The organism is Pseudoalteromonas porphyrae (assembly GCF_001298125.1).
Lineage (GTDB): Bacteria > Pseudomonadota > Gammaproteobacteria > Enterobacterales > Alteromonadaceae > Pseudoalteromonas > Pseudoalteromonas neustonica.
Window position 1 is genome coordinate 1 of record NZ_LHPH01000011.1, and the last position, 26,502, is coordinate 26,502.

A 26,502-nucleotide genomic window follows, 5' to 3' on the forward strand; every position below is an offset into this window, starting at 1 on the left:
GTGCCCACACAGATGATTGCTTTATATTGTTAAAGAACGTTTTGATTCGCTTTAGCGACTCAAGGGATGCGAATAATACACCCTTTATTTTTCGAGTCAACACTTTGTTTTAAATTTTCTTTTGGAATATTTAAAACCGAAGTTTTATTTAACTCTCTGATAAGTCCGTGCCTCGCTATGCGTTGGCGTTTCCCGTCTCAGTGGGGTCGCATTATAGGGAGATCCAAAAACAGATCAACACTTTTTTTGAACTTTTTTGATTTAATTGGTTGTTCGAGTGAAATTAGTACAGAAAGGCGGTTTTTAATACTATAAAAGGGCTTTATAGCCCTTTTATCTACTTAACTATAAACTTCCAACCTGCCTTTTCTTGCTGTTTAGACTCTTGTTGAAGCTCACTTGCCATTAAAGGGTGTGCTTTTAACCAATCATTTTCAAATGATAGTGTTAAAGCCTCATTATTAGCAATTAAGGTAAGTTTTGGTAGCACATCATCTTGACGACGCATTGATAGAATCACTGCAATTCTTATTAAACGTGTTACGTATTGAGTTAACTGGGCATGACAACCTAAATAATCAAAACCATTTTTTTGCAGATCCGAACGATGTGCATTTGCAGTCGCCACTATTATCTTATGTTCTGATTGTGAGAACCCTGGCATCTCAGTATTTTCAAGAATATAAGCGGTGTGTTGCTGATATTGCTTGTACTCTATTAATAATCCAATTTCATGTAATTGTGCAATCGCTTTGAGCAAAGGCAATCCGCTTGTATCTAGTAGTGTCCATTGCTCACTAACTTGAAGCGCTAGCTGGCTGGAAAGATCTGCTACACGATTAGCTTGTTTTTGGTCTACATGATAACGCGCCATTAAACCATCAATAGTACGCTTACGAATGTTATGGTTATGAAACTCAGGGATCATGCTATACAAGACGCCTTCTCGGAGTGCTCCTCCGGCAAGTCCCATTTTGTCAATTTCAAGCGACTCAAATAAAGCAATCAAAATTGCTAGCCCAGAAACAAAGACTAATCTGCGTTCTTCACTTAAGCCTGGCAAATCTAATGCGGCAATAGTTTTATAGGTAATTGATTGCTCTTTAATAGCATTGAGTTTGTCTAGACTCAGTAATTCATCTAAAGATTGCGCGACCATAATTTCTTGGATCGCTTGCACTGTACCAGAAGCCCCAGAGGCAATTTCCCACCCAGCGCTCTTATAATCAGATGCTATTTCATCAATCACGAGACGCGCGGCTTTTATTGCTGCATTAAAATTGATTTCATTTAGCTGACAATCTTTGAAGTAGCGTTCAAGGTAGGTAACGCAACCCATATTTAGGCTTTTATAATGCAGTGCATCAAAACCTTTACCAATTACAACTTCAGTGCTCGCACCGCCAATATCGATCACTAACTGACGACCACTACAAGAAGAAGTATGCGCGACACCTTTGTAAATAGTTCGCGCCTCTAACTCACCACTGATAACGTTAATTTTATGGCCAAGAATTTGCTCTGCTTTAATTCTAAATACATCAGCATTTGTTGCTAAGCGTAAAGTAGCTGTGGCAACAATTGTAATATTTTTTTTAGGGATATCCTGTAGACGCTCAGCAAATAAGGCAAGACATTCCCAGCCTCGCTGCATTGCTTGCGTGCTCAGTAAATTATCGTCATTAAGCCCAGCAGCTAATCTGACTTTGCGTTTAACCCGGCCTATGGTTTGTAAGCCGCCAGCAATTGATTTAGCAATCAGCATATGAAAGCTATTTGATCCCAAATCAATTACTGCGTAAACATTTTTTTGCGGTTTAAGTTGCCCCACCGTTCAAAAACCTCTAGTTACTACTACGACTATAATGACGGTCGTAATTACGACCGTGCTTTTTGGTAATTATTATTAGGTCTACGTCCGCTGTTATTATTACGATTACGAGGACCTGTTGAATAGTTACGCTTTCTTTGAATAGTAGGTTTTGTTAAATCATCAAGCAATGCACTTTTATCGTAATGCGATAAAGGAATGCTATGTTCTATATATTCTTCAATTTCATGAAGGTTGTACGCGTATTGTTCACATGCAAAACTAATCGCTTTACCTGATGCGCCTGCACGACCAGTACGACCAATACGATGTACGTAATCTTCACAATCATCTGGTAAGTCAAAGTTAAATACATGACTCACTTCAGGGATATGTAATCCTCGTGCTGCAACATCCGTTGCTACTAGAAAATCTAGATCACCTTTAGTGAACTGCGCTAAAATTGATTGGCGCTTTTTCTGATTTACATCACCGGTAAGCATACCAACACGATGTCCATCTTCTTTTAACCATGCGTACACTGTTTCACAACTATGCTTGGTATTAGCAAAAACAATCGCTTTTTCAGGCCATTCTTCTTCAATCAAGGTTAATAACAGCTTAACTTTGTCTTCTTGAGATGGCTGAAATAACTCTTCACTGATTCGCTTGCCCGTTTTTACATCTGGCTCAACTTGTACATGCTCTGGGTTTGTCATGTGCTCAAACGCCAGCTCTTGAACACGATATGAAAGTGTTGCAGAAAACAATAAATTAAGGCGTTGCGATGTATCCGGCATACGGCGAAACATGTAACGAATATCTTTAATAAAGCCCAAATCAAACATACGATCGGCTTCATCAAGTACCACTACTTCGATTTCATTGAGGGTATAACACCCTTGTTTATATAAATCGATTAAGCGCCCTGTGGTGCCAATTAAAATATCAACGCCTTTTTCTAACTGTGCACGTTGTTTTTCGTAATCTTCGCCACCATATACTAAACCTAAGTTAAGATTACAGTGTGGCGCTAAAATTTTTGCATCTTTGTGGATCTGAATCGCAAGCTCCCGAGTTGGGGCCATGATCAGGGCTCTTGGATGTTTACTAGGTGCTTTGCTAGATTGTAATAACCGATGGCACGTGGCTGTTAAAAACGCCAACGTTTTGCCTGTACCTGTTTGTGCTTGACCCGCAATATCACGGCCATCACAAATAAAAGGTAGGCATTTAGCTTGAATGGGTGTGCAATATTCAAACCCACTTTCGGTTAACCCGGCAACCACTTCCGGTGCAATAGCAAAGTCTGAAAACTTTTTATCGGTCAAATGTGTCTTAGTCATAGCGTTTAAGCATAACGTTTAAACTTGCAATAAGAAACAAGAGTGTTTAAATACGCATTAAATAAATTCGCCTAACTTATCGGAGAGCGCAATGAGCGAGAAAATAATTCAATTAACTGACGATGGCTTTGAAGCTGACGTACTACAATCAGACAAACCTGTACTGGTTGATTTTTGGGCAGAATGGTGCGGACCTTGTAAAATGATCGCCCCTATTCTTAATGAAGTAGCTGACGAATTTGACGGCCGTGTTGTTATCGGTAAATTAAATATCGATCAGAATGCTGGCACACCACCTAAGTTCGGTATTCGTGGTATCCCTACATTATTACTTTTTAAAGATGGCCAAGTTGCAGCAACTAAAGTTGGTGCATTATCTAAAACTCAGTTAATTGAGTTTTTAGAAAATAACATCTAATATTGAATCTAAAAAAGGGCAAATGCCCTTTTTTAGATTTTTTTTGTATAAAGACTGGACGCTACGCCAGTGAGCTGCTAGTTTATAAAGCCAACTAATCCTTAGTTTACCAACGAACCTCTCTCATTAATTAATATCGATTATATGAGCATGATAACTGTAATAAAGAACCCACCAATATGCATTTACGCGAATTAAAAGACAAGTCGATTAAAGAGCTTGTAGACTTAGCTGAGTCCATGGGGCTCGAAAACGTAGCCCGCTTAAGAAAGCAAGATATAATCTTTGCTATCCTTAAAGCCCACGCCAAAAGTGGAGAGAACATTTTTGGCGGTGGTGTACTAGAAATCTTACAGGATGGTTTTGGTTTCTTAAGATCATCAGAAGCCTCTTACCTTGCTGGTCCTGATGACATTTATATATCACCTAGCCAAATTCGTCGTTTTAGTATGCGTACTGGTGACTCTATAATGGGTCTCATACGTCCACCTAAAGACGGTGAACGTTACTTTGCACTACTAAAAGTAAACGAAGTAAATTTTGATAGACCAGAAAATTCTCGCACTAAAATTCTTTTTGAAAATCTAACACCACTTCATGCTAACGAACGTTTACGTATGGAGCGTGGTAATGGTAGTACTGAAGATATTACTGCTCGAGTACTTGATTTAGCCTCACCTATCGGCCGTGGTCAACGTGGTTTATTAGTAGCACCGCCAAAAGCGGGTAAAACAATGCTACTGCAAAATATCGCGCAATCAATTACCCATAATCACCCTGATGCAACGTTGATGGTATTACTAATCGATGAGCGTCCAGAAGAAGTAACTGAGATGCAGCGTCTTGTAAAAGGCGAAGTAATTGCATCTACGTTCGATGAGCCTGCGAGCCGTCACGTTCAAGTTGCTGAAATGGTAATTGAAAAAGCAAAACGTTTAGTTGAACATAAAAAAGATGTCATCATCTTACTAGATTCAATCACTCGTTTAGCGCGTGCTTATAACACCGTAATTCCTTCATCAGGTAAGGTACTCACCGGTGGTGTTGATGCTAACGCATTGCACAAGCCAAAGCGTTTCTTTGGCGCTGCACGTAACGTTGAAGAAGGTGGTAGTTTAACAATTATCGCAACTGCCCTTATCGATACCGGCTCTAAGATGGATGAAGTTATCTACGAAGAGTTTAAAGGTACCGGTAATATGGAACTGCACTTAAATCGTAAGATTGCTGAAAAGCGTGTATTCCCTGCAATTGACTTCAATCGTTCAGGTACTCGTCGTGAAGAATTACTGACGAAGACAGATGAACTACAAAAAATGTGGATTTTACGTAAAATCGTACATGAAATGTCTGAAATTGATGCTATGGAATTTTTAATTGATAAACTTTCTATGAGCAAAACCAATGATGAATTTTTTGACTCAATGAGACGTCAGTAAAACTATTCATATTAAAAAAGCCCGTTTAAAACGGGCTTTTTTTTCTCTTATTTACCAACCTACCAATGATTATTTGTCTTACTCTATGCTTTACTCTATAACTTAATTAGTATGCAAAATAAAATCATATGAAATGATTGCTGCTCTGCTAGGGCGTGTTGACCTTTCGTGATTAATTTTGCAGCGGTGTGCTTGGTATTTAGGCAGGGCAGCGCCTATGGTGTGTGGTTATTCCCCATAAATAGGCGATAATGCAGTATAAATGCCAAACATGCGCTGCCCAAAGAGTTCTTCCTAGGGGCGATTAAATACATTATTTTATCTGACAAAATTAAGATCTTAAGGTGTAACGGATGACAATAACTAAAAGTATTTTAATTCTAACTGGCTTTTTAATACTTGGTACGTGTCTAATATGCTACTTTTTTGACCTACAACTCTCTGCACTTTTGAGCTTATTATTTATAATAATGGTAGGTAATGGCACGACCTTACTCATTTATAAAAATGTTGTGTTACCAACTCCGCACTTAGATAACCTAGTCGAAAATTTAATCACCAGTGATTATATAAATTTCACTTTTCGTTTTGACGAAAAACCTAATATCACCCCAAAATCATGCTTTGCACTCAATGCAAGTTTAACCACCATAGAGCATATGTTTCATGAGATATATTGTACTTCATCGCGCTTACTCCCTATGGCAGATGCATTACGAGATACTTATGCTTCAATGACCCAAAAAGCCAGTATTCAACATGCACATGGTGAAGAATTAGCCACAACTATAGAGCACACTATACGTATATCCAGAGAGCTAGAAGGTGATGTTGAACTTATTTACACCTCTGTCGCCTCTGCAACTCAATCAGTTCAACAGACGCGTATTGATAGCGATAATAGCCAAGCAAGCTTATCAAAATTAGCTACAAATATAGAGCAAACAAGTGAACATATGAAAGTCTTAAAACAAGACAGCGATAATATAGGCTCAGTGATTGAAGTAATAAATGCAATTGCAGAACAAACAAATCTACTAGCTCTCAATGCTGCAATTGAAGCGGCCCGTGCTGGCGAGCAAGGCCGAGGCTTCGCTGTTGTCGCTGATGAAGTACGTAATTTAGCAGCACGAACAAGTAATTCCACACAAGAGGTTCGTACTATGGTGGGGAAAATTCAAGAAAGCACTGATCGTGCTGACACTTTGATGCGCAATGCACTAACTGAAGCACAACAAACCGTTAAGCTATCGCATGCAACAAGTAACGAGATTAATACCATTGAACAAGCTATGCTGGCCATCAACGCACTATCAGAAAAAATTAACCATCAAGTTGCTCAACAAAAAATAATGTCCGATGAAGCCCAGTCAAACATTGAAGCAATGGTGGAGCTAAATTCGGATGCACTTTCGAGCACATTGATCCAATCGGTTTCCAGTGAAGATCTTCGAAATTTAGCAAAAAGCCTACATGAAAAGTTGGGGTTATTTCATGTTAGCGAGGGCATTATTGATAACACTCAACGTAATGATAGCGCTAGACGCAACGAAAACACCTCCAGTAGCAACCAAAACACGACCGCACCAACAAATGATATAGAGTTATTCTAAACCTTAAACTGCTCTAACTCATGGATTAATGACTCAACTAATTCTGTTAACCCTGTATTATTTTCGGCTTCGGTACTGTTTAACAATGCCTTATCCAATAATAATGCTGGTTGAATGACACTATCTAATGCGAACATTTGTGCTGCACCAAGGATCCGATGACTATCTTGTTGCAAAGCAGACAGGTCACCTTGCTGATAGTGATCTTTTAATGCATTTACTTCATCATCAAAGCTGGCTACAAAACTTCTGATTAGATCACTAACATCGATATCGATAGCCATTTCTTTTGAAGCTGGTAACACACTTAAGTGCTCGCTAAGTTTAGTGTAAAAATCTTCTTTATCTAGGGGTTTACTTAAATACCCCGAAAAACCTAAGGCCAGATAATCTGCAATTTCATGGCTCATTGCATTGGCTGTCAGTGCAAAAACCGGTTTATTAAAACCACACTTCTCTAGCAAATCGAAGGCTGTTAAGCCATCCATTATTGGCATTTGTATATCTAGTAAAACTACGTCGGGAAATTCACTAAGGCATTGTTCAACAGCTTCTTCACCATTGCTTACAGCAATAACATCTAGCCCTAAGGTGTTTAAGAAGCGTGTAATTAAGCGACGGTTATCCGGATGGTCTTCAGCAAGTAATACCTTCCCAGCCAATGTTTTCGCTGTAGTGGTTACTGGTAATGATGAAACTGGTATGCCTGGTAGATATTGTTTACATGGCAAATAAAGCATAAATTCACTGCCTTTACCGTATTCACTTTGTGCATTGATATAACCCCCCATCATCATAGCTAACTGTTGTGATAAACTTAAACCAAGCCCCGAGCCACCAAAGCGTCGACTGATTGTGTTATCCCCTTGTTGGAAACACTCAAAAACTATCTTTAACTGCTCAGCCTGAATACCGATACCTGTATCTATTACTGCAAACTGGACGCCCAAAGCGGTTTCATTGATGCGTAATGTAACCGAGCCTTGTTGAGTAAACTTAACTGCATTACTAAGTAAGTTGATTAAAATTTGCTTTACTCGCATCAAATCTAGCTTAACCCAGTACTGCTCACCAATTTGATTATCCAATGTAAGCGTCAAACCCTTGCTTCTCGCTTGCAAACTAGACATTGAATACACATCCATTACCAACTGCACTAAATCAAAATCACAAACACTCAGCTCTAAACGATTTGCTTCTATCTTACTGAGATCAAGCACATCATTAATGAGCTCTTTGAGATGATCACTGTGCTTTTTAATTACCAGTAACTCCGTACCTAATTGCTCCGTGTCATATAAACCATTTAATAAATCATCAGTTTGCCCCAAAATAGCTGTTAGAGGAGTGCGGATCTCATGGCTAATATTTGCTAAAAATTGGCTTTTCACTTCATTTGCTGACTGTAATTTTTGAGCAACAGATCGTAACTCTTGCGTACGCTTTTCAACTTTCTCTTCTAGTTGTACTTTAGCTTTTCTTTCAATTGTACGGCGATATAAAGCAACACTGCAGATCAAAACCAGTACGAATACTATCGCCAACAAAATAGTGAGTTGTGAGCGCTTTGCTATCTCTAACTCTTGTAATCGACTAGTTTGCTTCAGATCTTGAATCTCCTGATTCAATTTATTGGATTCAAATTGAGATTGAAACACATTTAGGGCTTTAATTATTTCCTCGCTTGTCATACTACGTTGATACTCTACAAATTTGTCATGTAAGTGCATCGCTCGTCCAAAATCACCTAAGCTTGCACTTAACAACGCTTCAATTCCTAAGCCATCTCTTAAGCGCATTTCATCTTTGTATTGTTTCGCCAGCGCTATTGATTGCTCTAAATTTTTCTTTGCAGCATCAATATCACCTTTGACCAACTGTATTTTTGCTAACACATGCAAAGCGGCTAATAACAGCTGTTTATTATCAATTTGTCGTGCATATCCTTGTGCGGCATTTGAGTGATAATATGCAGCATCCAGTTCGTTTATTTTTAAATTAATGTTGGCTAAATTATTATGTCTTGTAGATAGTTGAAAGGCATTATTGGTACTTTGGTAATAACGTAAAGCCAACTGGTAGTAATGCAGAGCTAGTTGATTTTGACCCGACTCATCATATGCAACGCCCATATTACCGTGCACTTGAGCAACACCATCTTCATCGCCCAACGCTTGAAATACACTTAGTACTTTGCGGTATATTTCCAATGCTGAATCATACCGAGATAAACGAATATAAACCCCTGCAATATTATGCAAAATGTCGGCTTGATCTTGTGCACTGCCATCTTGCTCATAAATAACTTTAGCTTGCTGATAGTAATCAAGGGCTAGTTCCATATTATACATATCGAAATATGATAATCCTATATTACTCAATAAATTAGCTTGTTTTAAAGGGCTATTTAAACGAACGGCAAGACTTAATGCTCGACTATAATCAATAACGGCTTGTTGCATCAAACCTTGGTAATACAGCACCACACCCTGCATTTTTACAGCTCTAAAATGCAACTCAGGTAAATCATTAAAATCGCTGCCTTGCTCCAATAATTTATAGTAATGAAGCGCTTGAGTGTAATCGCTTATTTCAAAAGCATTTTTAGCCATTTCAGAATAAATAGCATTTTTTTGTTTATCTGATAGCTGCACTGAAGATAATAACTCACTAGCCAACAACTGTTTTTGAGGCCAATTTTCAGCCAAATCAAACTGCTCTAACATACTGCTTTGTTGCTTTGCAAAACTCGATACTGCAAAAACACTGATGTAGACCATGAGGCCAATAAGCAATGAGCGTTTCAACTGGCTCGGCATAATTATATCCTTGAAACTTTTGTAGCCGTGAAAGCTGTGATAGTTTGTCAAAGATACACTAATTACTAGATTGCAAACAATGCTTAACCCTCTGATTGATGAGATTTTTGAATTGATTTTAACAAAGCAAGTGTGGATGGTTCATACTTTAGCATTGAAATTAAAAGACCGTGGTGTCATTAATAATTTAGACTCTCTTCCTGAACGTGACTTATTTAAACGTAACTTTTTAATCATGAACGCTTTGTATCAGCTTCAACAGCAAGTATTGCCAACGCAGCAATTACTGATATCCAGTTTACATATTGAATTAATCACTGCGCCATCTAATCACTCAGCATTAGATGCAACTGATCCGCTACGTATTTACTACCTTGACTGGAATAATTTTGAGACATCCAGTGTTGAAATAGAAAAGTTATTAAATAGCTTTTGGCATAGCTTCACAACTAAGACTGGTTCGACATTAAAAGTAGATATAACAACCCGAGAACTGCTTTTAAAACGCTGGCAATTACCACCGCAAAGTAAGATAAAAGATGTGCAAAAACGCTGGCGACAGCTAGCAATACAATACCATCCGGATAAAACACACGGCAATGCAGATAAATTTAAACAATTGAAGAGTGAATACGAGCAGCTAAAGAGTAGCTGCTCAACAATATGTAACGGGTAATTATTAACGCGTTAAGCGACGAGCGCGAATTTTACGGCCTTTAATATTACCTTCGGTCAATTTACGTAGTGCAGGTTTTGAAGAGTTACGCTCAACGGCTACAAATGCTACGTTATCAAGTACATTAATTTTACCAACTTGACGCCCTGCAACACCATCTTTACCTGTTAGTGCTCCTAAAATATCACCTGCACGGACCTTCTGCTTTTTACCTGAATCAATCATCAGTGTCACCATTTCAGGCTTGTAAGGCGGTTTTTCTAGTAAGCTAAATGGTGGTAATTGCTCTGGTAAAAAGTCGCATTCATAGTGGTCACCAATTTGCGCCACTTTAAACTGCTCTGCATCACCGTAAATAGAACACGCAATACCTTTTTTACCCGCACGGCCAGTACGACCAATACGATGTACATGCGTTTGTGGGTCATGAGCAAGGTGATAGTTAATTACCATATCCATGTCGTCAATATCCAAACCACGCGCTGCAACGTCTGTAGCCACTAATATTGACGCGCTTTTATTCGAAAAATGGATAAGTGTACGCTCTCGATCTCGCTGCTCTAAATCACCATGCAATGAAACTGCACTAAACCCTTCATCAGCTAGATCGTCACATACTTGTTGAGTTTCAACTTTGGTATTACAAAACACCACACAGCTTTCTGGCTGAAACTTTAACAACAACAATTTTAATGTATTAAAACGTTGTTTGTTATTATCCATTTTATAGAAGTACTGTTTGATAGTGCTTTTTTCTTGCTCTTCTTCAACTTTCACCATTACAGGGTTACTTAACACCCGTTTAGCGATTGCTTCAATAGCGCGCGGGAAAGTAGCACTAAATAGTAATGTTTGACGTTGTTTTGGTATACGCTCGATAATTGCATCTAACGTATCTTGAAAGCCCATATCAAGCATTTGATCTGCTTCATCAAGCACTAAAGTTTCTACGTCGTCTAAACGTAACGTACCTTTGCGGATATGATCATCAACACGCCCTGGCGTACCAACAATAATATGCGCGCCGTGTTCAAGCGAGCCTATTTGCGGTCCAATCGATACACCACCACATAAGGTGAGTATTTTAATGTTATGAATGCCGCGTGCTAATTTACGCATTTCAACAGCAACTTGCTCCGCTAATTCACGCGTTGGGCAAAGCACCAAAGATTGAATACGAAAGCGCTTAACATTAAGCTTGGCCAATACACCCAAACTAAACGCCGCAGTTTTACCTGACCCCGTTTTAGCTTGTGCAATAATATCTTTACCTTCAAGTACTGGAGGAAGACTTTGAGCTTGTACAGCAGTCATGTGGGCGTAACCTAAAGTAGATAAGTTATCAACCAAACCTGATGGTAAAGCGAGTGATGAAAAAGCAGTAGCAGTCACAATAAATCCCGAAACAAAAAATAAATTAGCAAGGAATAGCCCTGCCTCTAGTTGCGCTAATGATAGCAGAAATCAGCCATAGCAACCATTAAGGCCTTTATTATAAATTAATCAATAAAGGTATTGTAAATAAAATCTATTTTCATTAAGAACCGCATCGCTTTTTACCTCACTCAGCCGGAACCATTTAATGAAACTTAGCCCGCTTTATCTTGCACTGCTTACCTCTGTAACCGCTGCACACGCCTCAACTACGAATGAAAACATAGAAAAAATTGAAGTTAAAGGTACTTACTTCAATGACTATAAAGTAGACCATGCAAAAGGCGCTATGCGCACATCAGCTTCATTGCTTGAAACCGCACAATCAGTCACCGTCATCACTGACACAATTGTGAATGAACAATTAGCCACAACACTGGGCGAAGTATTAACAAACGATGCCAGCCTAACCGCTGGCTCACAACAACGTAACCGCGAAGTATTTAATTTACGTGGCTTTGGGTTAAGTTCATCAACAGGTTACTTACGTGATGGTCATCAGCATTGGTCTCACTATCAACAGCCGATTGAGATTTTACAGCAAGTAGAAGTTATTAAAGGACCATCAAGTATTTTATATGGTCAATCAGGTCCTGGCGGCTTGGTTAATATGGTGACAAAAAAGCCAACTGCACAAACAATTTTTAATGTAGGTGGCGATGTCGACCAGCATGGTTCTACACGTTTTATGGTCGATGCCGCAGGTGCGCTCACTGATGCTGAAGATTTACGCGCCCGTGGTATTTTAGTAAAACAAGATGTGCAGTACTGGCGTGAATACCAAAATGGCGAAAACCGCGAACGCGACCGTTTTTTAGGTGCTTTCGTGGTTGATTACGATATCAGTGATAATGCATTAGTACGTGTACATTATGATCGTACAGATGATAAAGCAGGCCTAGATACAGGCGCATGGATTGATGAAAATACCAATGTAATTGGTGATGATAAAACAATTCGCGATATGTTTTGGGCATTTACTGATATTACAGTTGAAAACCTAGGCATTGATTTTAATGTGTTTTTATCTGACAACTGGCAAGTAAATCTTGGTTATAACGAACAGACGTTTGAACGCCAACGTTTTGAATCTTCACCAAGTAAAAGTAGTTTTAATGAGGCAACAAACAGTTATAAATCAAACCCGTACGATCGCTATGATGATTGGCAGTTTACCACCGCATTCGTTGATTTTATCGGTGAATTTGAAACTGCGGGCATTGAACATCAGTTTTTAATTGGTGCTAATTCACTTGACTACTTTTACCGCCAATTACTTACCTCTGCAGACTCTTTTAACTTCACTGCTGGTCAAAATGAGCCTGCTCGACCTGATATAAGCTATAAAACACCAGATAGAACAAGCGAAACTGAATACGATTACTACGGTATTTATATACAAGATTTAATTACTTTCTCACCACAGTGGCAAGTTTCACTTGGTGGTCGTTACGATAAACAAACGAGGAAAGGTAGAAATAACGAATCTTTCTTACCTAAATTCGGCGTGCTATATCACCCCAATGAATCAGCGACGATATATACTAGTTACTCTGAAGGATTTGAACCTCAAAACGAAACTATTAATAATCAAAATGATATTAATGATGGTATGAAGATTGATGCGGTTACCTCTGAGCAAAGAGAAGTAGGCATTAAATGGCAATTGTTTGATGATCGCTTAATGCTTAGCAGTGCACTTTTCGACATTAGCAAAACAGGCACGCTCGTTACTGAAGATTTACCTGTCGCTATTGGCGATATTACAACTATTACCACTCAAATTGGTGAACAACGTCATAAAGGCTTTGAACTTGCAGCACAAAGGGCGGTAACTGATCGCCTATTTGTGATGGCATCAACCATGTATTTAGATGCAAATTACGAGCGCGATGCTAAATTACAAGGTAAACGCCCTGCAGATGCACCAAAATGGTCTGCATCACTTTGGACTCGCTACGAATTAAACGATGCGATTGCGTTCAATGCTGGTGCTTTTTATGAAGGGGATCGCTTTGCTGATAGTAAAAATACAATTACCAAAGACGCTTATACGCGTGTAGATGTGGGTGCAACTTATAAATTTGTTATGAGTAACACCGATATTAACTTACGCCTTAACGTTGAAAACTTATTTGATACCAACTACCTTGGCGGTGGTGGTACAAACAATGTAACGGTCGGCGAAGGCACTAGCTTACGTTTAGCAGCGCAGTTTAATTTCTAAATTAGTTAGTAATTTTAAAAAGCCCGCACGTTAAACTGCGGGCTTTTTACTTTTTATCTTATTATATTTTTTAAGTCGGTCATTTAATGGTTAAATAGTCGGTAAATATCTAACAAGCCAAGGTCAATAATGAAAAAAATCATCACAGGGGTTCTGCTTGCTAGCAGCTTTTTGGTAAGTGCAGCAGAGCCTGAGTTTACAGCTCAACAACTTAAGCAAGTAGCAGAGCTCAGAACAAATGCTAGCAACAGTGACTTAAGCTATCAATTACTGGAATCTCTTACTACTGAGATAGGCCCACGTCTTCCTGGTACAGAAAATGATAAAAAAGCCGTTGCATGGGCACAAGAGAAATTTCAAGCGCTGGGTTTTGATAAAGTATGGCTAGAAGAAGCCACGTTCCCTGAATGGCGCCGCTTCAGTGAAAGCGGTAAAATTCTTACCCCGAGTGAACAAACACTACATTTAACCGCACTTGGTCATAGTGTGAGCACACCAAAAGACGGTATTACTGCTGAAGTTATATTATTTGAAACCCTTGATGAGTTGATCGCAGCCCCAGCAAATAGCTTGAAGGGTAAAATTGCTTATATTAACTACCGTATGAACCGCGACATTGATGGTAATGGTTATGGCCCTGCCGTTCGTGCACGCTCAACTGGCTCTGTTGAAGCCGCTAAAAAAGGTGCAATTGGTTATATGATGCGCTCAGTCAGTACTGCACATCACCGTTTTGCACATACTGGTGGTAGCCACTATAAAGACGGTGTAACAAAAATCCCTAACGTAACAATTGCCAACCCTGATGCCGACCAAATTGCTCGCCTCATTGCGCTGGGCAAAAACGTTACTGTAAATATCAATGTGCAAAATGAAGATCGTGGTCAAGGTACTGGCTTTAATGTGATAGGCCAATTCAATGGTACCCAAAACCCTGAACAATATGTACTTATTGGCGGTCATCTAGATTCGTGGGATTTAGGCACTGGTGCGCTCGATGATGGTGCAGGTGTTGCATTAACAATGGCAGCAGCAAAACATATTAGCGAAATAAAGCGTCCTAAGCGTAGTATCCGCGTGGTATTATTTGCCGCCGAAGAACTGGGGTTATGGGGTGCTAAAGCCTACTTTAAGCAACATGCTAAAGAGCTTGATAATATTGTTGCCGCAGCTGAATCTGATTTTGGGGCTGATGTAGTATATGGCTTTGAGTCAAATGTATCTGCGCAGTCACTCCCAGTGGTGCGTGCTATTGCTAAACAACTTGCCCCACTCAATGTTCAATACATTGCAAAAAATACCGCTAACGGTGGACCTGACTTAATTCCATTGAAAAATGCCACCAGCGCACCTATTTTTGATTTACACCAAGATGGTACCGATTATTTTGATTACCACCACACGGCTGATGACACACTTGATAAAGTAGACCCTGAAAAACTGAAGCAAAATACGGCCGCTTATGCTGTGTTTGCTTTTATGGCTGCTGATGCTAGAACAACAATCAAACCAAAACCTGCAAAATAATACATATTTTCTTACAGTTTGCAGCTTTGCTTCTCACCTTCCTTGTTTTAACTTATGTAAAACAAGGAAGGGACCAAGGACTACATGCTACTTTTTAATACCAGCAACTCACTGTCATTCTTCAGCAAAACAAAAACCTGCCCACAGTGCAACAGCAATGACTATCAATTAAAAAACCATAGTCGCTTTTTACGTTTTACTATCCTACCTATCCTGCCACTGGCATGGCGATATAAATACCAATGTGCTAATTGCCACCACAGCGCACCTGTGTCAATCATCAAATTGCCATTGTTAGAGCAACTGTCATTAGTAAAGTATTTTGCAGGCTCACTCTTACTGATATGTTTATGTATATATTTTTACGCACAACATCTTGAGGAACTCACAACAAAGAAAATGATTCTAGATTCACCTCAAGCATTTGATACCTATTTAGTAAAAGCTGACAAGTTTTCGCATGAACCATTACGTCCAGAAAATTTGAAAGTGGCACAAGTACTCGAGTTCGATGAAAAGTTTATTACCTTTCAAATCAGCAATTATCGTTACAAACGCGATAGAGCAATCACAATGGCAATGCGCACTAGCTTATTAGTGCAAAAAGATTACTTTTCATCAAAGACACTGACCTTACCCCGCAAGGAAGTAAAGCGCTTATACGATGACGGTGCTATTTATAATGTACTTCGCCCATACGCATACAGTTTATATGGTGGGTTTGTTATGTTTCCACCGACACCAAAACCCTTATATGAAGGTGTAAAGCTCAATAAGAATAATCAGCAAGGGATCGTATATTATAAAGATGGCTTATTTGAAGATGCATTTGAAAGCTTTTTGCTCGCCAGTAAGGAAGGTTCTCAGTGGGGACAACTTAATACTGCGCAAATGTATCGTGATGGTGAAGGTGTAACAAAAGATATAACTCAAGCTATCTATTGGTATCAGCAAGCCGCACAACAAAATAACCATAAAGCAAAAGTGCAACTCAAAGAGCTATGCCAAGAGAATAGCTGCAAATAAAAAATGGCAAGCTATAAGCTTGCCATTTTAATTATAAAGATCATATTTTTACAAGGTTAAATGCTGGTCTAAAAATGCCAACACCTGCTTATAATAACGAGTGCGATGCTCTGGCTTGTAAAACCCATGCCCTTCATCTTCTAATAACTCGTAAACATAAGGATGATTCGCTTTTTTAAGCGCGGCCACAAGTGATTCAGCTTGTTCAATAGGTGCTCGCTCATCTTCCCCACCATGTACAATTAACACAGGTGCTTTTAACTTATCGATATTGTAGCTTGGGGAGAAGGCCTTTAGTTGGGCTTCATCAGTGCCAAGTACATTTTTAAGGTAACGCTGACCACTCTCACGCTCTGCCACATCGCCTTCATCAAACATCAGTGGTAAATCGTAAACACCAACAACACCGATAGCACACTTAAACATATCAGGCTCTATAATCGCACTTTGCAAGGCTGAGTAACCACCAAAACTGGCCCCCATAATACACATGTTATTTTTATCAACAGTTCCCTGCTCAATTAGGTGTTTTACGCCATCAATAATATCGTACTGGATCTCAGCTCCCCACTTTCTATGCCCTGCATGCTCAAAGTTACGACCAAAACCACCCGAACCTCTAAAATTCACTTTTAATACCGCCATACCGCGATTGGCTAACAGCTGTGCATCGGGATCAAACCCCCACCAATCGCGCGGACCATGAGGGCCACCATGAGGCATAACAACCAGAGGCAAGTTTTTCTCTGTCGTATTGTTAGGGAGTGTTAAATAGCCATGAATAGTTAAACCGTCGCGGCTGGTGTAGCTAATTGGTCTTGTTTCAGCCATTAATTCAGGCTTTAGCCAACTACGTGCTGAAAATAAATAACGTAGCTTGTTAGCTTGTGCATTAAACATATAATAGTCACCAGGATTTCGGTCACTTGATGCAATAATGATATTGGTATTGCCATCTTCAGTGCTACTAACAAGTTGCACTTGATTCCCCTCCAACGCTGCAAGTAATGACTTTAAGTGCACACTCTTCTTTGACTCACTATCAATAAAAGCATACGTTGGATAATTTAACTCACTTTCAATGGCGAATAGCTCTTTTGATGTTTCATCCACCCAGATCTTCTTTGGCGATACACCTTCTTCTTTATGAATCAATTCCATTGCTTTGGTTTTTAAGTTGAGCTTGTACAAACCAGCAGCCTCACCACTCACTGACGCGGTTACATAAATTGAACTGCCCGTGCTATCAAAAGCGTGTAGCTGCACATCACCGTAAACCAAACTACCTAAATCAAGTTCTTGCCATTCTCCCCCAGACTTTGCGCGAGTATAAATTGTTGAACTTATATAATCATCCGTTGAGACGGCTATACGCACATTACCTTTATGATCTGTTAAAAATTGTGCCATTCGAGAAGGTGAACGTGCTACCTTTCGACGGTGACCAGAAAACAAATCAACCTCATAAACCACAGTAAACGGCTCACTACTAGAAGACCACGGATAAGTCACTATTAACATTTTACGTTCATCAAAAACTAATGGGTCTAACAAGTAAGAAGTACCGTAAAGAGGCGTCGCCTTTTTCAAACGAGAGCCTGTTTGCATCTCCCCTTGATAGCCAACTAGGTACTTCCCTCGGGAACCATCAGCATTTACAGCAAATAATTCACCATGATACTGAGGATGATCTTGCCATCCTTTTAAATATTCTTTTTGAAGCACTATTCGCTCATCGCTAACCCAGCTATAAGCACCCACTTGTGCATTATCTGGAAATCTCACGGCATGGCTAACCTGAAAGTTTTTAGCGTTGAGGATAACTAATATACTCTTTCCCTCAGGCTTACTAATAACAGATATATAACGACCATCAGGTGAAAGCTTAACTTGACTATATTCACTGCTTTTACTGAAGCTTTCTATAGAAAGCGACTTTGTACTTGCATAACTACTAACACTAAACTGTGCTATAAAAAAAATTAATACTAACAGCCACTTTTTCACGGCAATTCCTTTTTGATATTATTATTAAAAAAACACAACATTACCTATCATACCAACACAAAACCCCTCTTAGAAACGATTTATTTACTACCAGCATTAGTATGTCGTAATAGTCGAATAAAACTGCAGAGGTTTATAACGTAAACTAAGCCAAACAGAAGAGCAATCAACATGACCAGAAACTCAAACCTATAATGGATTAAAAATGCCAATTAGAATCACTACAAAATTAATTGGCCATCACAGCTTAACACTGAAGATAATTGACGAGTGATCGATCCATTTCTAGTTACTGAAAAACTTACTAACAGTGTTAAGTATTGATACCCATGAGCAGATAAACGAAACGATACTTACCCTTGATTTCGTGCTAAATAAAATACATCGTTAGGTAATCAAGCGAACTCTACACATAAACATTAAGTACCACCAATCAATTTAATAATACTCTAACACTTTGCCAACAAAGTTAAGTTGTCGGCTTTTTTGCTATAAACCTCACCATAATATGATGTATTAGCACAATCATCGCACCAGCCAACAAACCTAAAGTACCATCAAACAAAAGCGGCGCAATTACCTCTCCAACACTTCCTAAATGCGATAAACCATAATCAGTAACAGTTAGTTGCCAATGATGAAGTATACTAATACCGTGCACTAAAATACCGCCCCCCACCAAAAACATAGCCACAGTGCCTGCAAAAGCCAAAAACTGCATTAAACGTGGGGCAGCCGCTAGTAAACCCTTACCTAATATTTCTTTAAAGCGATTACCTGTTTGCTGGGCTTGTTTAAGCAAATATAATCCGGCATCATCCAGTTTTACTATCCCAGCAACGAGACCATATACACCTATCGTCATCAGTACGGCAATTACACTTAGTACAAGTGCCTGATTAAGTAAACTCGCTCCCGCAACAGTCCCAAGAGTAATTACTATTATTTCTGCTGATAAAATAAAATCTGTCCGGATTGCCCCTTTTATCTTTTGTTTTTCATATTCAACTAAATCAATATCTGCCGCCTCATTATGATCATTAGATTTAGCCGCAGGAAAAGCTTTCTCCACTAACTTTTCAGCACCTTCAAAACATAAAAAAAGACCACCAATCATTAATAAAGGCGTTATCAACCACGGCAGCCACACACTGATCAACAATGCCGCAGGAACTAACATGGTTTTATTTAAAAATGAGCCTTTAGCAACAGCCCATACAACGGGTAATTCTCGATCTGCACTTACCCCTGTCACTTGCTGTGCGTTTAAGGCTAGATCATCACCGAGCACACCCGCCGTTTTTTTAGTCGCAACCTTGCTCATAGTAGCTATATCATCCAATAGCGCAGTTATATCATCAAGCAATGTTAAAAGGTTTGTGCCTGCCATCCTTGTTCCTTAAATTTTAAAATTATTTGATTTTAACATAGCGTAAAGCGACACTTTCACCAACGGTTAATTTTCGTTTGCTATGCTGTGCAAATACCATAACTCAAGGATACCTTTTATGTATAAAGCACTACTATTGACTACGAGCTTATTAATCACACTCAGCGCCTGCACACAGCAGGAGAATATTGATACATTTACATGTGATAGCAAACTCAACGCAACCATAACCAACCAAGATGAAGAGTCTGCAACGCTTGATTACAATAAACACCAATATCAACTAATAAGGCAACGCAGTGCATCAGGCGTAAAATACACCAACGAAAACGTGCTATTTTGGACTAAAGGCAAAGAGGCTATGCTGATTATCGATGGCAATAAATACCACTGCAATTTACAATAACTCAATATCCTCTCATCCTTATATTTTATAAAAAGACTGCTACACTCATTATTTAGCCTGTATTTATGAGTGTGCTATGCAAACAATTGCAATAAAATATAAAGTGGTATTTGCATTTTCCGCAATTGGTCTGCTGATGCTAGCCAGTAGTAGCTTTTTTTATTGGTCTCTTGGCAAAATTAGCATCGCGAACTCAGATATTGAAACGCTCGCAGTCCCTGTGCAGCAGCAAAGTAAGGCACTGCAACTATCACTGCTGTCGATCACTAAATTTAATGCCGTCGCGTATAGCCAAAGTACAGTAGTAAAATTACAGCAAGAGCAGCAACGCACAATAGCTGAGCAAAAAAAGCTAAACGAAAAGCTCTCTCAACTGCAGCAACAGCTACAAGATCAGCCAAAAATGCAATCGCTACTATCACTTATAGGTAATAGCTATACAAACCTCGCTGGGACTAGCTCCAGCATGTTCAGTGCAAAAAAATCTGGCTTAGACGCTGGCATTGCTGTCGAAAAATCAAGCAGTTTTTATACAGAGAATCTCGCTACTTTAAGTAACGCGCTACTTGATTTAGAGCTTTTAGAAGTAACCAGTCAACAACAGCGATTATTGGATTCAATCGTGGGTACTGCAACTCGAATAGATGATCTACTTTTCACTCTTGCCAGTAATGTAAAAAGTATTAAGTACATTAGTTCACTAAAAGTGCTTAGCGAGCACCAACAAGACACCGATTTTTTACTTGATAATATTCGCTCAAACTTTACCTATTTACAGCAACAAGCCAGTGAACTACACAATGCAGCAAACTTTACGTCTCTTACAGCTCAAATGGCTGACGTTAATGAACAACTAGCTACCATTTACCAGCAGCAAAATACAATGCTTACTAATCGCATTTTAGCCGAAAAAACATTCACAGATTTTCAGCAACAATTTCAAGATACCGAACAACTAATAATCCAACTTACTCAACTTGCTGATCAACGCTTTACAGCCTTACAAAACGATGCAAAGTCAACAATAAGTACAGGCTCTACATTGGCTGTAATTATTAGCCTCATACTGATTTCATTTGCAGCTTTGATCTCTGTGCTGACTACAAGATCAATGCTTAAACCCTTAAATGCGGTAAATAAAGCGCTATCCAGAATAGCATCAGGAGATTTATCAAGACGTACTCACCCACGCAGTGATGATGAGTTCGGCGCATTATTAAATAATATTAATCGGCTCAGTGATGATTTAAGTAAATTGCTCGTTGATATCAGCGACAATGCACATACTTTGGACCAATCAGCAATTAGCACCAGCGAACAAGGGCAGCAAATGACTCTTGCAGCACAGCAGCAACTTACACGAATCGCAGACGCGACATCACTTGCCGAAAATATGCTAAACAATTCTCAAACAGTATGTGAACAAGCTGATATTACCTCTAATGAAATAGCCAATGCTTCGCAATTTGCTAATGACGTAAACCAAATTGCTGATAGGAATAGCCAGCGAATTGAAGCGCTACTTACTCGCCTTGATCAAGCGGTACTTTGTACAGAAGAGCTCACGCAACACACCCAATTAATTGGCGCAATTGTAGATACTATTAGCAGTATTGCCGAGCAAACTAATTTACTTGCCCTCAATGCTGCGATTGAAGCCGCCCGAGCGGGTGAAAATGGCCGCGGTTTCGCAGTTGTGGCCGACGAAGTTCGCTCTCTTGCTGCGCGAACGCAAAGTTCAACGAGCGAAATCCATACCATGATCCAAACGTTACAACATCAAGCCAGTTCTGCCCATCATGAAATCAACGATGGCCAACAACAAGCACAACAATGCGTAACAAACAGCAGTGAGCTAAACCAAGCAGTCGATAAAATAAAAAGTACCTTAGCCACAATTAACCAAATGAGTCAGCAAATAGCTAACTCTTCACACCATCAACTTGATAACAGTAATGATATTAAACAAATCATGGCTAAAGTAACTATACAAGCACAAAATAATGCTAACCACGCCAACACTTTAGCCAGCCAAAGTGAGAATGTAAACCAACTAGCTCACTCTTTAGCAAGTGCTGTTGAAAGGTTTAAATTTTAATGTGCGAGCTATTCGCTTCTAAAAACAACTCAAATTCATCATTCGGTAAGCCCTTACTATATAAAAACCCTTGTATGTAATCGCAATTTAAATTGCGTAGAAAATCCTCTTGCTCTTGGGTTTCAACCCCTTCCGCAATCACTTTTAGTTTTAAATTATTTGCCATGGAAATAATGGCACTGACCAAAGCACAATCTTCAGTGTTATCAGGTAGTTCTTTTATAAACTCGCGATCAATTTTGAGCTTAGTTAACGGAAAGCGCTTTAAATAGCTTAAAGAAGAGTAGCCGGTCCCAAAGTCATCTATTGCTAAACCAACGCCTTGGGCGCGAATTGCTTGTAATTGCTTTAATGTTGTATCACTACTATCTGCAAGCACTGTTTCAGTAATTTCAAGACTTAAACACTCTGCTGCGAGTCCTGTTTCAGCCAAGCACTCTTTAACTAATTCAGATACATTCTGTCGGACAAACTGCACACTAGAGAAGTTAACCGTAATAAAGAAGTTACCATCGAGCTTACAACACCAGTTACTGGCTTGCTGACATGCTTCACGCAATACCCATGCGCCAATCGGCACTATCAAGCCTAGCTCTTCACAAATAGGGATAAAATCAGCAGGCGAAACATGACCTAATTCTGGGTTATACCAACGCAGTAGAGCTTCGCAACCGAGCCTTTCACCATCAATACTTATAATTGGTTGATAATGAATCGTAAACTCATTGTTACTGAGCGCTTTGTGTAACGCCCCCTCAAGCTGACTGCGAGCTTGTGCCTGTTCATGCATGCCTGGTGTAAAGAACTCAAAACAATTTCGCCCCTTTTCTTTCGCTTTATACATTGCACTATCTGCATTGCGAATAAGAATTTTACGCTCCAAGCCATCATCAGGGTAAAGCGTTATACCCATACTGCCCGAAACAAATACTTCATGCTCTGCGATTACAAAAGGTGAGTTCAAAGCATTAAGTACTTTTAACGCAATATGTTCAATTTGATTAACAGTATTGATGTTCGTCAGCAGGAGAGAAAACTCATCCCCCCCCAAGCGCGCAACAAGGTTACCACTACTCATACACGCCTTTATTCGTTTTGACGCCTCTAATAATAATAAGTCTCCCGTTGCATGTCCGAGGGTATCATTCACACTTTTAAATCGATCTAAATCAATAAAGCAAATAGCTAAGCGTTTTTGCTCTGCTTGAGCATGCAACATTTGCTGATCAACCTTATTATAAAAGTGCTGCCTATTTGGCAAGCCTGTTAACGTGTCTAAATTAGTTTGCAGCCACATTTCTTGTTCATTTTCTTTGCGTAAGCTAATGTCGTTTAGAATTGCCACAAACATTTCTATATTTTTTGTATCATCAAAAACGACTGCAATACTCAGCCAGCAAGGGTAAATACAACCATCTTTACGTCGGTTCCATATTTCACCTTCCCACTGCCCTTGTGTATTTAATTGCAAATACATCGCTTTGAAAAACTCACTATTATGTCGGCCAGAGTTAAGTAAACTTGGCGTTTTCCCTAAGGCATCATCTTGTGAGTAACCTGTAATATTTATAAAAGCACGATTCACCATAATGATTTCGTTTTTGCCATTGGAAACAAACACTCCCTCATTAGTAGTCGCAAAAACAGTACTCGCTAAACGTTGTTGACGTCGCGTGGCTATACGCTCTGAAATATCATGTATAAAATGAATGCTTCCCAAGTGACGAGCATCATTATCAACCACTTTCGTACAGGTATATTCCCCCCAAAAATTTCCTTCTGCACCTTTATATTCATGCTCATTAATTGCATCGCTAGATAGTGTTTGGCTCACCTCAAACTCATACATAAAACGACCAAAAAGTGGCATTTTAGCGGTTAGTATTTGTTGTGCTTTTTTATTTGCAGCAGAAATACGTTGGTTCGGTTCAGCAAAAATAAGTAAGTCATCAATACTATCAAAAATAGCTTGCAGCTTAGAGCTATCTTGCTGCGCTGCTCGCTTTGCTCTTCGTAATCGTGTTGCCAGTACACTTAAAATTAGTAATAGTACGCATAGTAAAGCAATTGAAATAATCGCTAGTAAAAGCTGATCACTTTGCTTCTTTTCTATTTCACCTATTTGTATACGAATTAGCTCTTCGAGGTTTTCTTGGTAACGCCATAACTCTTTTTCTAAGCTTCGTTGTGAAGAGATATCATGAATCACCGACAACAGCTGTGTTTTACCATTAACATTAAAGGGGGTTGAATAGACACTGACAGTACGCATATCACCGCTTGCTAAACGATGTTTAAAAACAAAATAATTACGACCTTCAGTACGTGCAGCTGCACGCTCTTGTGCCACCTGCTCGTTAGTAAAAATATTAATTTGCTGAATAGATTTTTTTTCCAGCTCACTTACATTGAAACCATAAAATAAGGCCGCGGCATCATTTGCTTGAACAATATCACCTGACTCAGGGTCAATAATTAACATAATAGCACTGTGGTTTTTAAAAAGAGCCGGGGAAATAATAGTGGATAAATCATCGGCAGCAATACCCGTACGACAATGAAGGCAGGCCATAAAAATAATTACTTTTAAAATTAATACCTTATCAATAAAAGTTTTGCGCAAGTGAACCCCCCTTTCTTATCTAAAGTATAACTATAGCCCAATGAAACTTTAATGTGAGAAAGGCAATAAATGAAAAATAATAATGTAGCATAAACAAAGCCGAGTAAACTCGCTAATAAAAATGACTCAAGTATAATGATTCTAATTTAAGCCTTAAAGCAGCCGACAATGAAATATAAAGATCTCCGTGATTTTATCAAATTACTAGAAGAAAAAGGTGAGCTTAAACGTATTCACCAAGAAATTGACCCTTACCTAGAAATGACCGAAATAGCCGATCGCACGCTGCGAGCTCAAGGCCCAGCTTTACTGTTTGAAAACCCCAAAGGGCATTCGATGCCTGTTTTAGCCAACCTATTTGGCACACCTAAACGTGTTGCTATGGGCATGGGTAAAGATGATGTTAGTGAGCTTCGTGAAGTTGGTAAACTACTGGCATTCCTAAAAGAGCCAGAACCACCAAAAGGCATTAAAGAAGCGCTAGGGCAAATTCCGGTATTTAAGCAAGTACTTAATATGCCAGCCAAAGAAGTAAAAAAAGCACCTTGCCAACAAATTATCCTTGAAGGCGATGAGGTAGATTTAACTAAACTGCCAATCCAACATTGCTGGCCTGGCGATGTAGCTCCCCTTATCACTTGGGGCTTAACCGTCACCAAAGGACCTTACAAAAAGCGTCAAAACTTAGGTATTTACCGCCAACAATTACTTGGTAAAAACAAAATAATCATGCGCTGGCTTTCACACCGTGGCGGCGCACTTGATTTTCAAGAATGGTGTAAAGAAAACCCTGGCGAACCTTACCCTGTATCAGTCGCACTTGGCGCAGATCCTGCTACAATTTTAGGTGCAGTAACGCCTGTACCTGACACCCTAAGTGAATACGCATTTGCTGGCTTACTTCGTGGTAGCAAAACAGAAGTAGTTAAGTCGATATCAAATGATCTACAAGTGCCTGCCAGTGCTGAAATCATATTGGAAGGCTATATCATGCCTGGTGAAGTAGCGCCAGAAGGTCCTTATGGCGATCACACTGGTTACTACAATGAAGTGGATGAATTTCCAGTTATGACCGTCACGCATATGACGCATCGCAAAGATCCAATTTACCACAGTACTTTTACCGGCCGTCCACCAGATGAACCTGCAATTCTAGGCGTTGCACTAAACGAAGTATTCGTACCAATCTTACAAAAGCAATTTCCTGAGATTGTCGATTTTTACTTACCGCCTGAAGGTTGCTCATACCGCATGGCTGTCGTGACCATGAAAAAACAATACCCTGGCCATGCTAAACGAGTAATGATGGGTGTATGGTCGTTTTTACGTCAATTTATGTACACTAAGTTTGTAATCGTGTGTGATGACGACGTCAATGCCCGAGACTGGAACGACGTAATTTGGGCTATTACAACACGCATGGATCCCGCTCGTGATACAACTTTAATTGAAAATACACCGATTGACTATTTAGATTTTGCATCACCTGTTTCCGGACTTGGTTCTAAAATGGGTATGGATGCAACCAACAAATGGCCTGGTGAAACAACGCGAGAATGGGGTGAACCTATCGTTATGGACCAAGCCACTAAAGACCGTGTTGATGATATTTGGCAAAGTCTTGATATTCTATAGTTTGATCA

Annotated in this window: 17 protein-coding genes; 10 read left to right on the forward strand and 7 right to left on the reverse strand. The window is 39.4% G+C overall.

All coding sequences use genetic code 11. The features are described from left to right. Positions 1–337 precede the first annotated feature (337 nt). Together gppA and rhlB are read right to left on the reverse strand one after the other, a co-directional pair. Positions 338–1,831, reverse strand: a complete 1,494-nt coding sequence (gene gppA, locus ADS77_RS10815) for a guanosine-5'-triphosphate,3'-diphosphate diphosphatase (RefSeq protein WP_054454394.1) — start codon at positions 1,829–1,831, stop codon at positions 338–340. A gap of 47 nt (positions 1,832–1,878) precedes the next feature. Next, complete coding sequence (rhlB, locus tag ADS77_RS10820) at positions 1,879–3,156, reverse strand: ATP-dependent RNA helicase RhlB (RefSeq protein WP_054205210.1); 1,278 nt, start codon at positions 3,154–3,156, stop codon at positions 1,879–1,881. 91 nt (positions 3,157–3,247) lie between these two features. Between rhlB and trxA the strand changes: the two genes are divergently transcribed. The 3 genes from trxA to ADS77_RS10835 all read left to right on the forward strand — a co-directional run bounded on the left by trxA (position 3,248) and on the right by ADS77_RS10835 (position 6,626). Next, on the forward strand, positions 3,248–3,574 hold the full coding sequence (gene trxA / locus ADS77_RS10825) for a thioredoxin TrxA (RefSeq protein ID WP_054205211.1): 327 nt from the start codon (positions 3,248–3,250) through the stop codon (positions 3,572–3,574). A gap of 179 nt (positions 3,575–3,753) precedes the next feature. Beyond that, positions 3,754–5,013 carry a transcription termination factor Rho gene (gene rho, locus ADS77_RS10830; protein WP_054205212.1) on the forward strand — a complete coding sequence of 420 codons (1,260 nt, stop codon included), beginning with the start codon at positions 3,754–3,756 and terminating at the stop codon, positions 5,011–5,013. Positions 5,014–5,366: 353 nt separating this feature from the next. Continuing rightward, positions 5,367–6,626: a methyl-accepting chemotaxis protein gene (locus ADS77_RS10835; RefSeq protein ID WP_054205213.1), complete on the forward strand. Its 1,260-nt coding sequence runs from the start codon at positions 5,367–5,369 to the stop codon at positions 6,624–6,626. On the opposite strand, the gene ADS77_RS10840 is transcribed toward ADS77_RS10835, so the two are convergent. Next, positions 6,623–9,445, reverse strand: a complete 2,823-nt coding sequence (locus ADS77_RS10840) for an ATP-binding protein (protein WP_054454396.1) — start codon at positions 9,443–9,445, stop codon at positions 6,623–6,625. The two genes, ADS77_RS10835 and ADS77_RS10840, sit on opposite strands and share 4 nt — an antisense overlap. 79 nt (positions 9,446–9,524) lie before the next feature. Between ADS77_RS10840 and ADS77_RS10845 the strand changes: the two genes are divergently transcribed. After that, entirely contained in the window at positions 9,525–10,121 is a 597-nt protein-coding gene (locus ADS77_RS10845; RefSeq protein WP_054454397.1) for a DNA-J related domain-containing protein, read from the forward strand. A gap of 3 nt (positions 10,122–10,124) precedes the next feature. Here the strand turns inward: ADS77_RS10845 and dbpA are convergent, their stop codons facing one another. Then, positions 10,125–11,513, reverse strand: a complete 1,389-nt coding sequence (gene dbpA / locus ADS77_RS10850; protein ID WP_054205216.1) for an ATP-dependent RNA helicase DbpA — start codon at positions 11,511–11,513, stop codon at positions 10,125–10,127. A 190-nt stretch (positions 11,514–11,703) separates the two neighbouring features. Here dbpA and ADS77_RS10855 point away from each other — a divergent pair, with 190 nt between their 5' ends. The 3 genes from ADS77_RS10855 to ADS77_RS10865 all read left to right on the forward strand — a co-directional run bounded on the left by ADS77_RS10855 (position 11,704) and on the right by ADS77_RS10865 (position 16,335). Then, entirely contained in the window at positions 11,704–13,782 is a 2,079-nt protein-coding gene (locus ADS77_RS10855) for a TonB-dependent siderophore receptor (protein ID WP_054454399.1), read from the forward strand. Between the two features lie 129 nt (positions 13,783–13,911). Continuing rightward, a complete protein-coding gene (locus tag ADS77_RS10860; RefSeq protein WP_054205218.1) occupies positions 13,912–15,309 on the forward strand; it encodes a M20/M25/M40 family metallo-hydrolase in 1,398 nt (465 codons plus the stop codon). Between the two features lie 84 nt (positions 15,310–15,393). Further along, entirely contained in the window at positions 15,394–16,335 is a 942-nt protein-coding gene (locus ADS77_RS10865) for a tetratricopeptide repeat protein (protein WP_054454401.1), read from the forward strand. Positions 16,336–16,383: 48 nt separating this feature from the next. Here the strand turns inward: ADS77_RS10865 and ADS77_RS10870 are convergent, their stop codons facing one another. Both ADS77_RS10870 and ADS77_RS10875 read right to left on the reverse strand, forming a co-directional pair. Beyond that, a complete protein-coding gene (locus ADS77_RS10870) occupies positions 16,384–18,342 on the reverse strand; it encodes an alpha/beta hydrolase family protein (RefSeq protein ID WP_054454403.1) in 1,959 nt (652 codons plus the stop codon). A 469-nt stretch (positions 18,343–18,811) separates the two neighbouring features. Next, entirely contained in the window at positions 18,812–19,732 is a 921-nt protein-coding gene (locus tag ADS77_RS10875) for a DUF808 domain-containing protein (protein WP_054205221.1), read from the reverse strand. Positions 19,733–19,850: 118 nt separating this feature from the next. Between ADS77_RS10875 and ADS77_RS10880 the strand changes: the two genes are divergently transcribed. Beyond that, on the forward strand, positions 19,851–20,138 hold the full coding sequence (locus ADS77_RS10880) for an MliC family protein (protein WP_054205222.1): 288 nt from the start codon (positions 19,851–19,853) through the stop codon (positions 20,136–20,138). 76 nt (positions 20,139–20,214) lie between these two features. Beyond that, positions 20,215–22,236 (forward strand): methyl-accepting chemotaxis protein, encoded by a 2,022-nt coding sequence (locus ADS77_RS10885; RefSeq protein WP_054454405.1) that lies wholly within the window; start codon positions 20,215–20,217, stop codon positions 22,234–22,236. Here the strand turns inward: ADS77_RS10885 and ADS77_RS10890 are convergent. Next, on the reverse strand, positions 22,226–24,859 hold the full coding sequence (locus ADS77_RS10890; RefSeq protein ID WP_235575764.1) for an EAL domain-containing protein: 2,634 nt from the start codon (positions 24,857–24,859) through the stop codon (positions 22,226–22,228). The genes ADS77_RS10885 and ADS77_RS10890 overlap by 11 nt on opposite strands. A 168-nt stretch (positions 24,860–25,027) precedes the next feature. Between ADS77_RS10890 and ubiD the strand changes: the two genes are divergently transcribed. Next, positions 25,028–26,494 carry a 4-hydroxy-3-polyprenylbenzoate decarboxylase gene (gene ubiD, locus ADS77_RS10895; protein ID WP_054454407.1) on the forward strand — a complete coding sequence of 489 codons (1,467 nt, stop codon included), beginning with the start codon at positions 25,028–25,030 and terminating at the stop codon, positions 26,492–26,494. Positions 26,495–26,502 lie beyond the last annotated feature (8 nt).

Coding starts and splice junctions, on each gene's coding strand:
- ADS77_RS10860 (WP_054205218.1), top strand. CDS start 13,912: ATGAAAAAAATCATCACAGGGGTTCTGCTTGCTAGCAGCTTTTTGGTA.
- ADS77_RS10865 (WP_054454401.1), top strand. CDS start 15,394: ATGCTACTTTTTAATACCAGCAACTCACTGTCATTCTTCAGCAAAACA.
- ADS77_RS10840 (WP_054454396.1), bottom strand. CDS start 9,445: ATGCCGAGCCAGTTGAAACGCTCATTGCTTATTGGCCTCATGGTCTAC.
- trxA (WP_054205211.1), top strand. CDS start 3,248: ATGAGCGAGAAAATAATTCAATTAACTGACGATGGCTTTGAAGCTGAC.
- ADS77_RS10880 (WP_054205222.1), top strand. CDS start 19,851: ATGTATAAAGCACTACTATTGACTACGAGCTTATTAATCACACTCAGC.
- ADS77_RS10835 (WP_054205213.1), top strand. CDS start 5,367: ATGACAATAACTAAAAGTATTTTAATTCTAACTGGCTTTTTAATACTT.
- rhlB (WP_054205210.1), bottom strand. CDS start 3,156: ATGACTAAGACACATTTGACCGATAAAAAGTTTTCAGACTTTGCTATT.
- ADS77_RS10875 (WP_054205221.1), bottom strand. CDS start 19,732: ATGGCAGGCACAAACCTTTTAACATTGCTTGATGATATAACTGCGCTA.
- ADS77_RS10845 (WP_054454397.1), top strand. CDS start 9,525: ATGCTTAACCCTCTGATTGATGAGATTTTTGAATTGATTTTAACAAAG.
- ADS77_RS10885 (WP_054454405.1), top strand. CDS start 20,215: ATGCAAACAATTGCAATAAAATATAAAGTGGTATTTGCATTTTCCGCA.
- ubiD (WP_054454407.1), top strand. CDS start 25,028: ATGAAATATAAAGATCTCCGTGATTTTATCAAATTACTAGAAGAAAAA.
- ADS77_RS10855 (WP_054454399.1), top strand. CDS start 11,704: ATGAAACTTAGCCCGCTTTATCTTGCACTGCTTACCTCTGTAACCGCT.
- rho (WP_054205212.1), top strand. CDS start 3,754: ATGCATTTACGCGAATTAAAAGACAAGTCGATTAAAGAGCTTGTAGAC.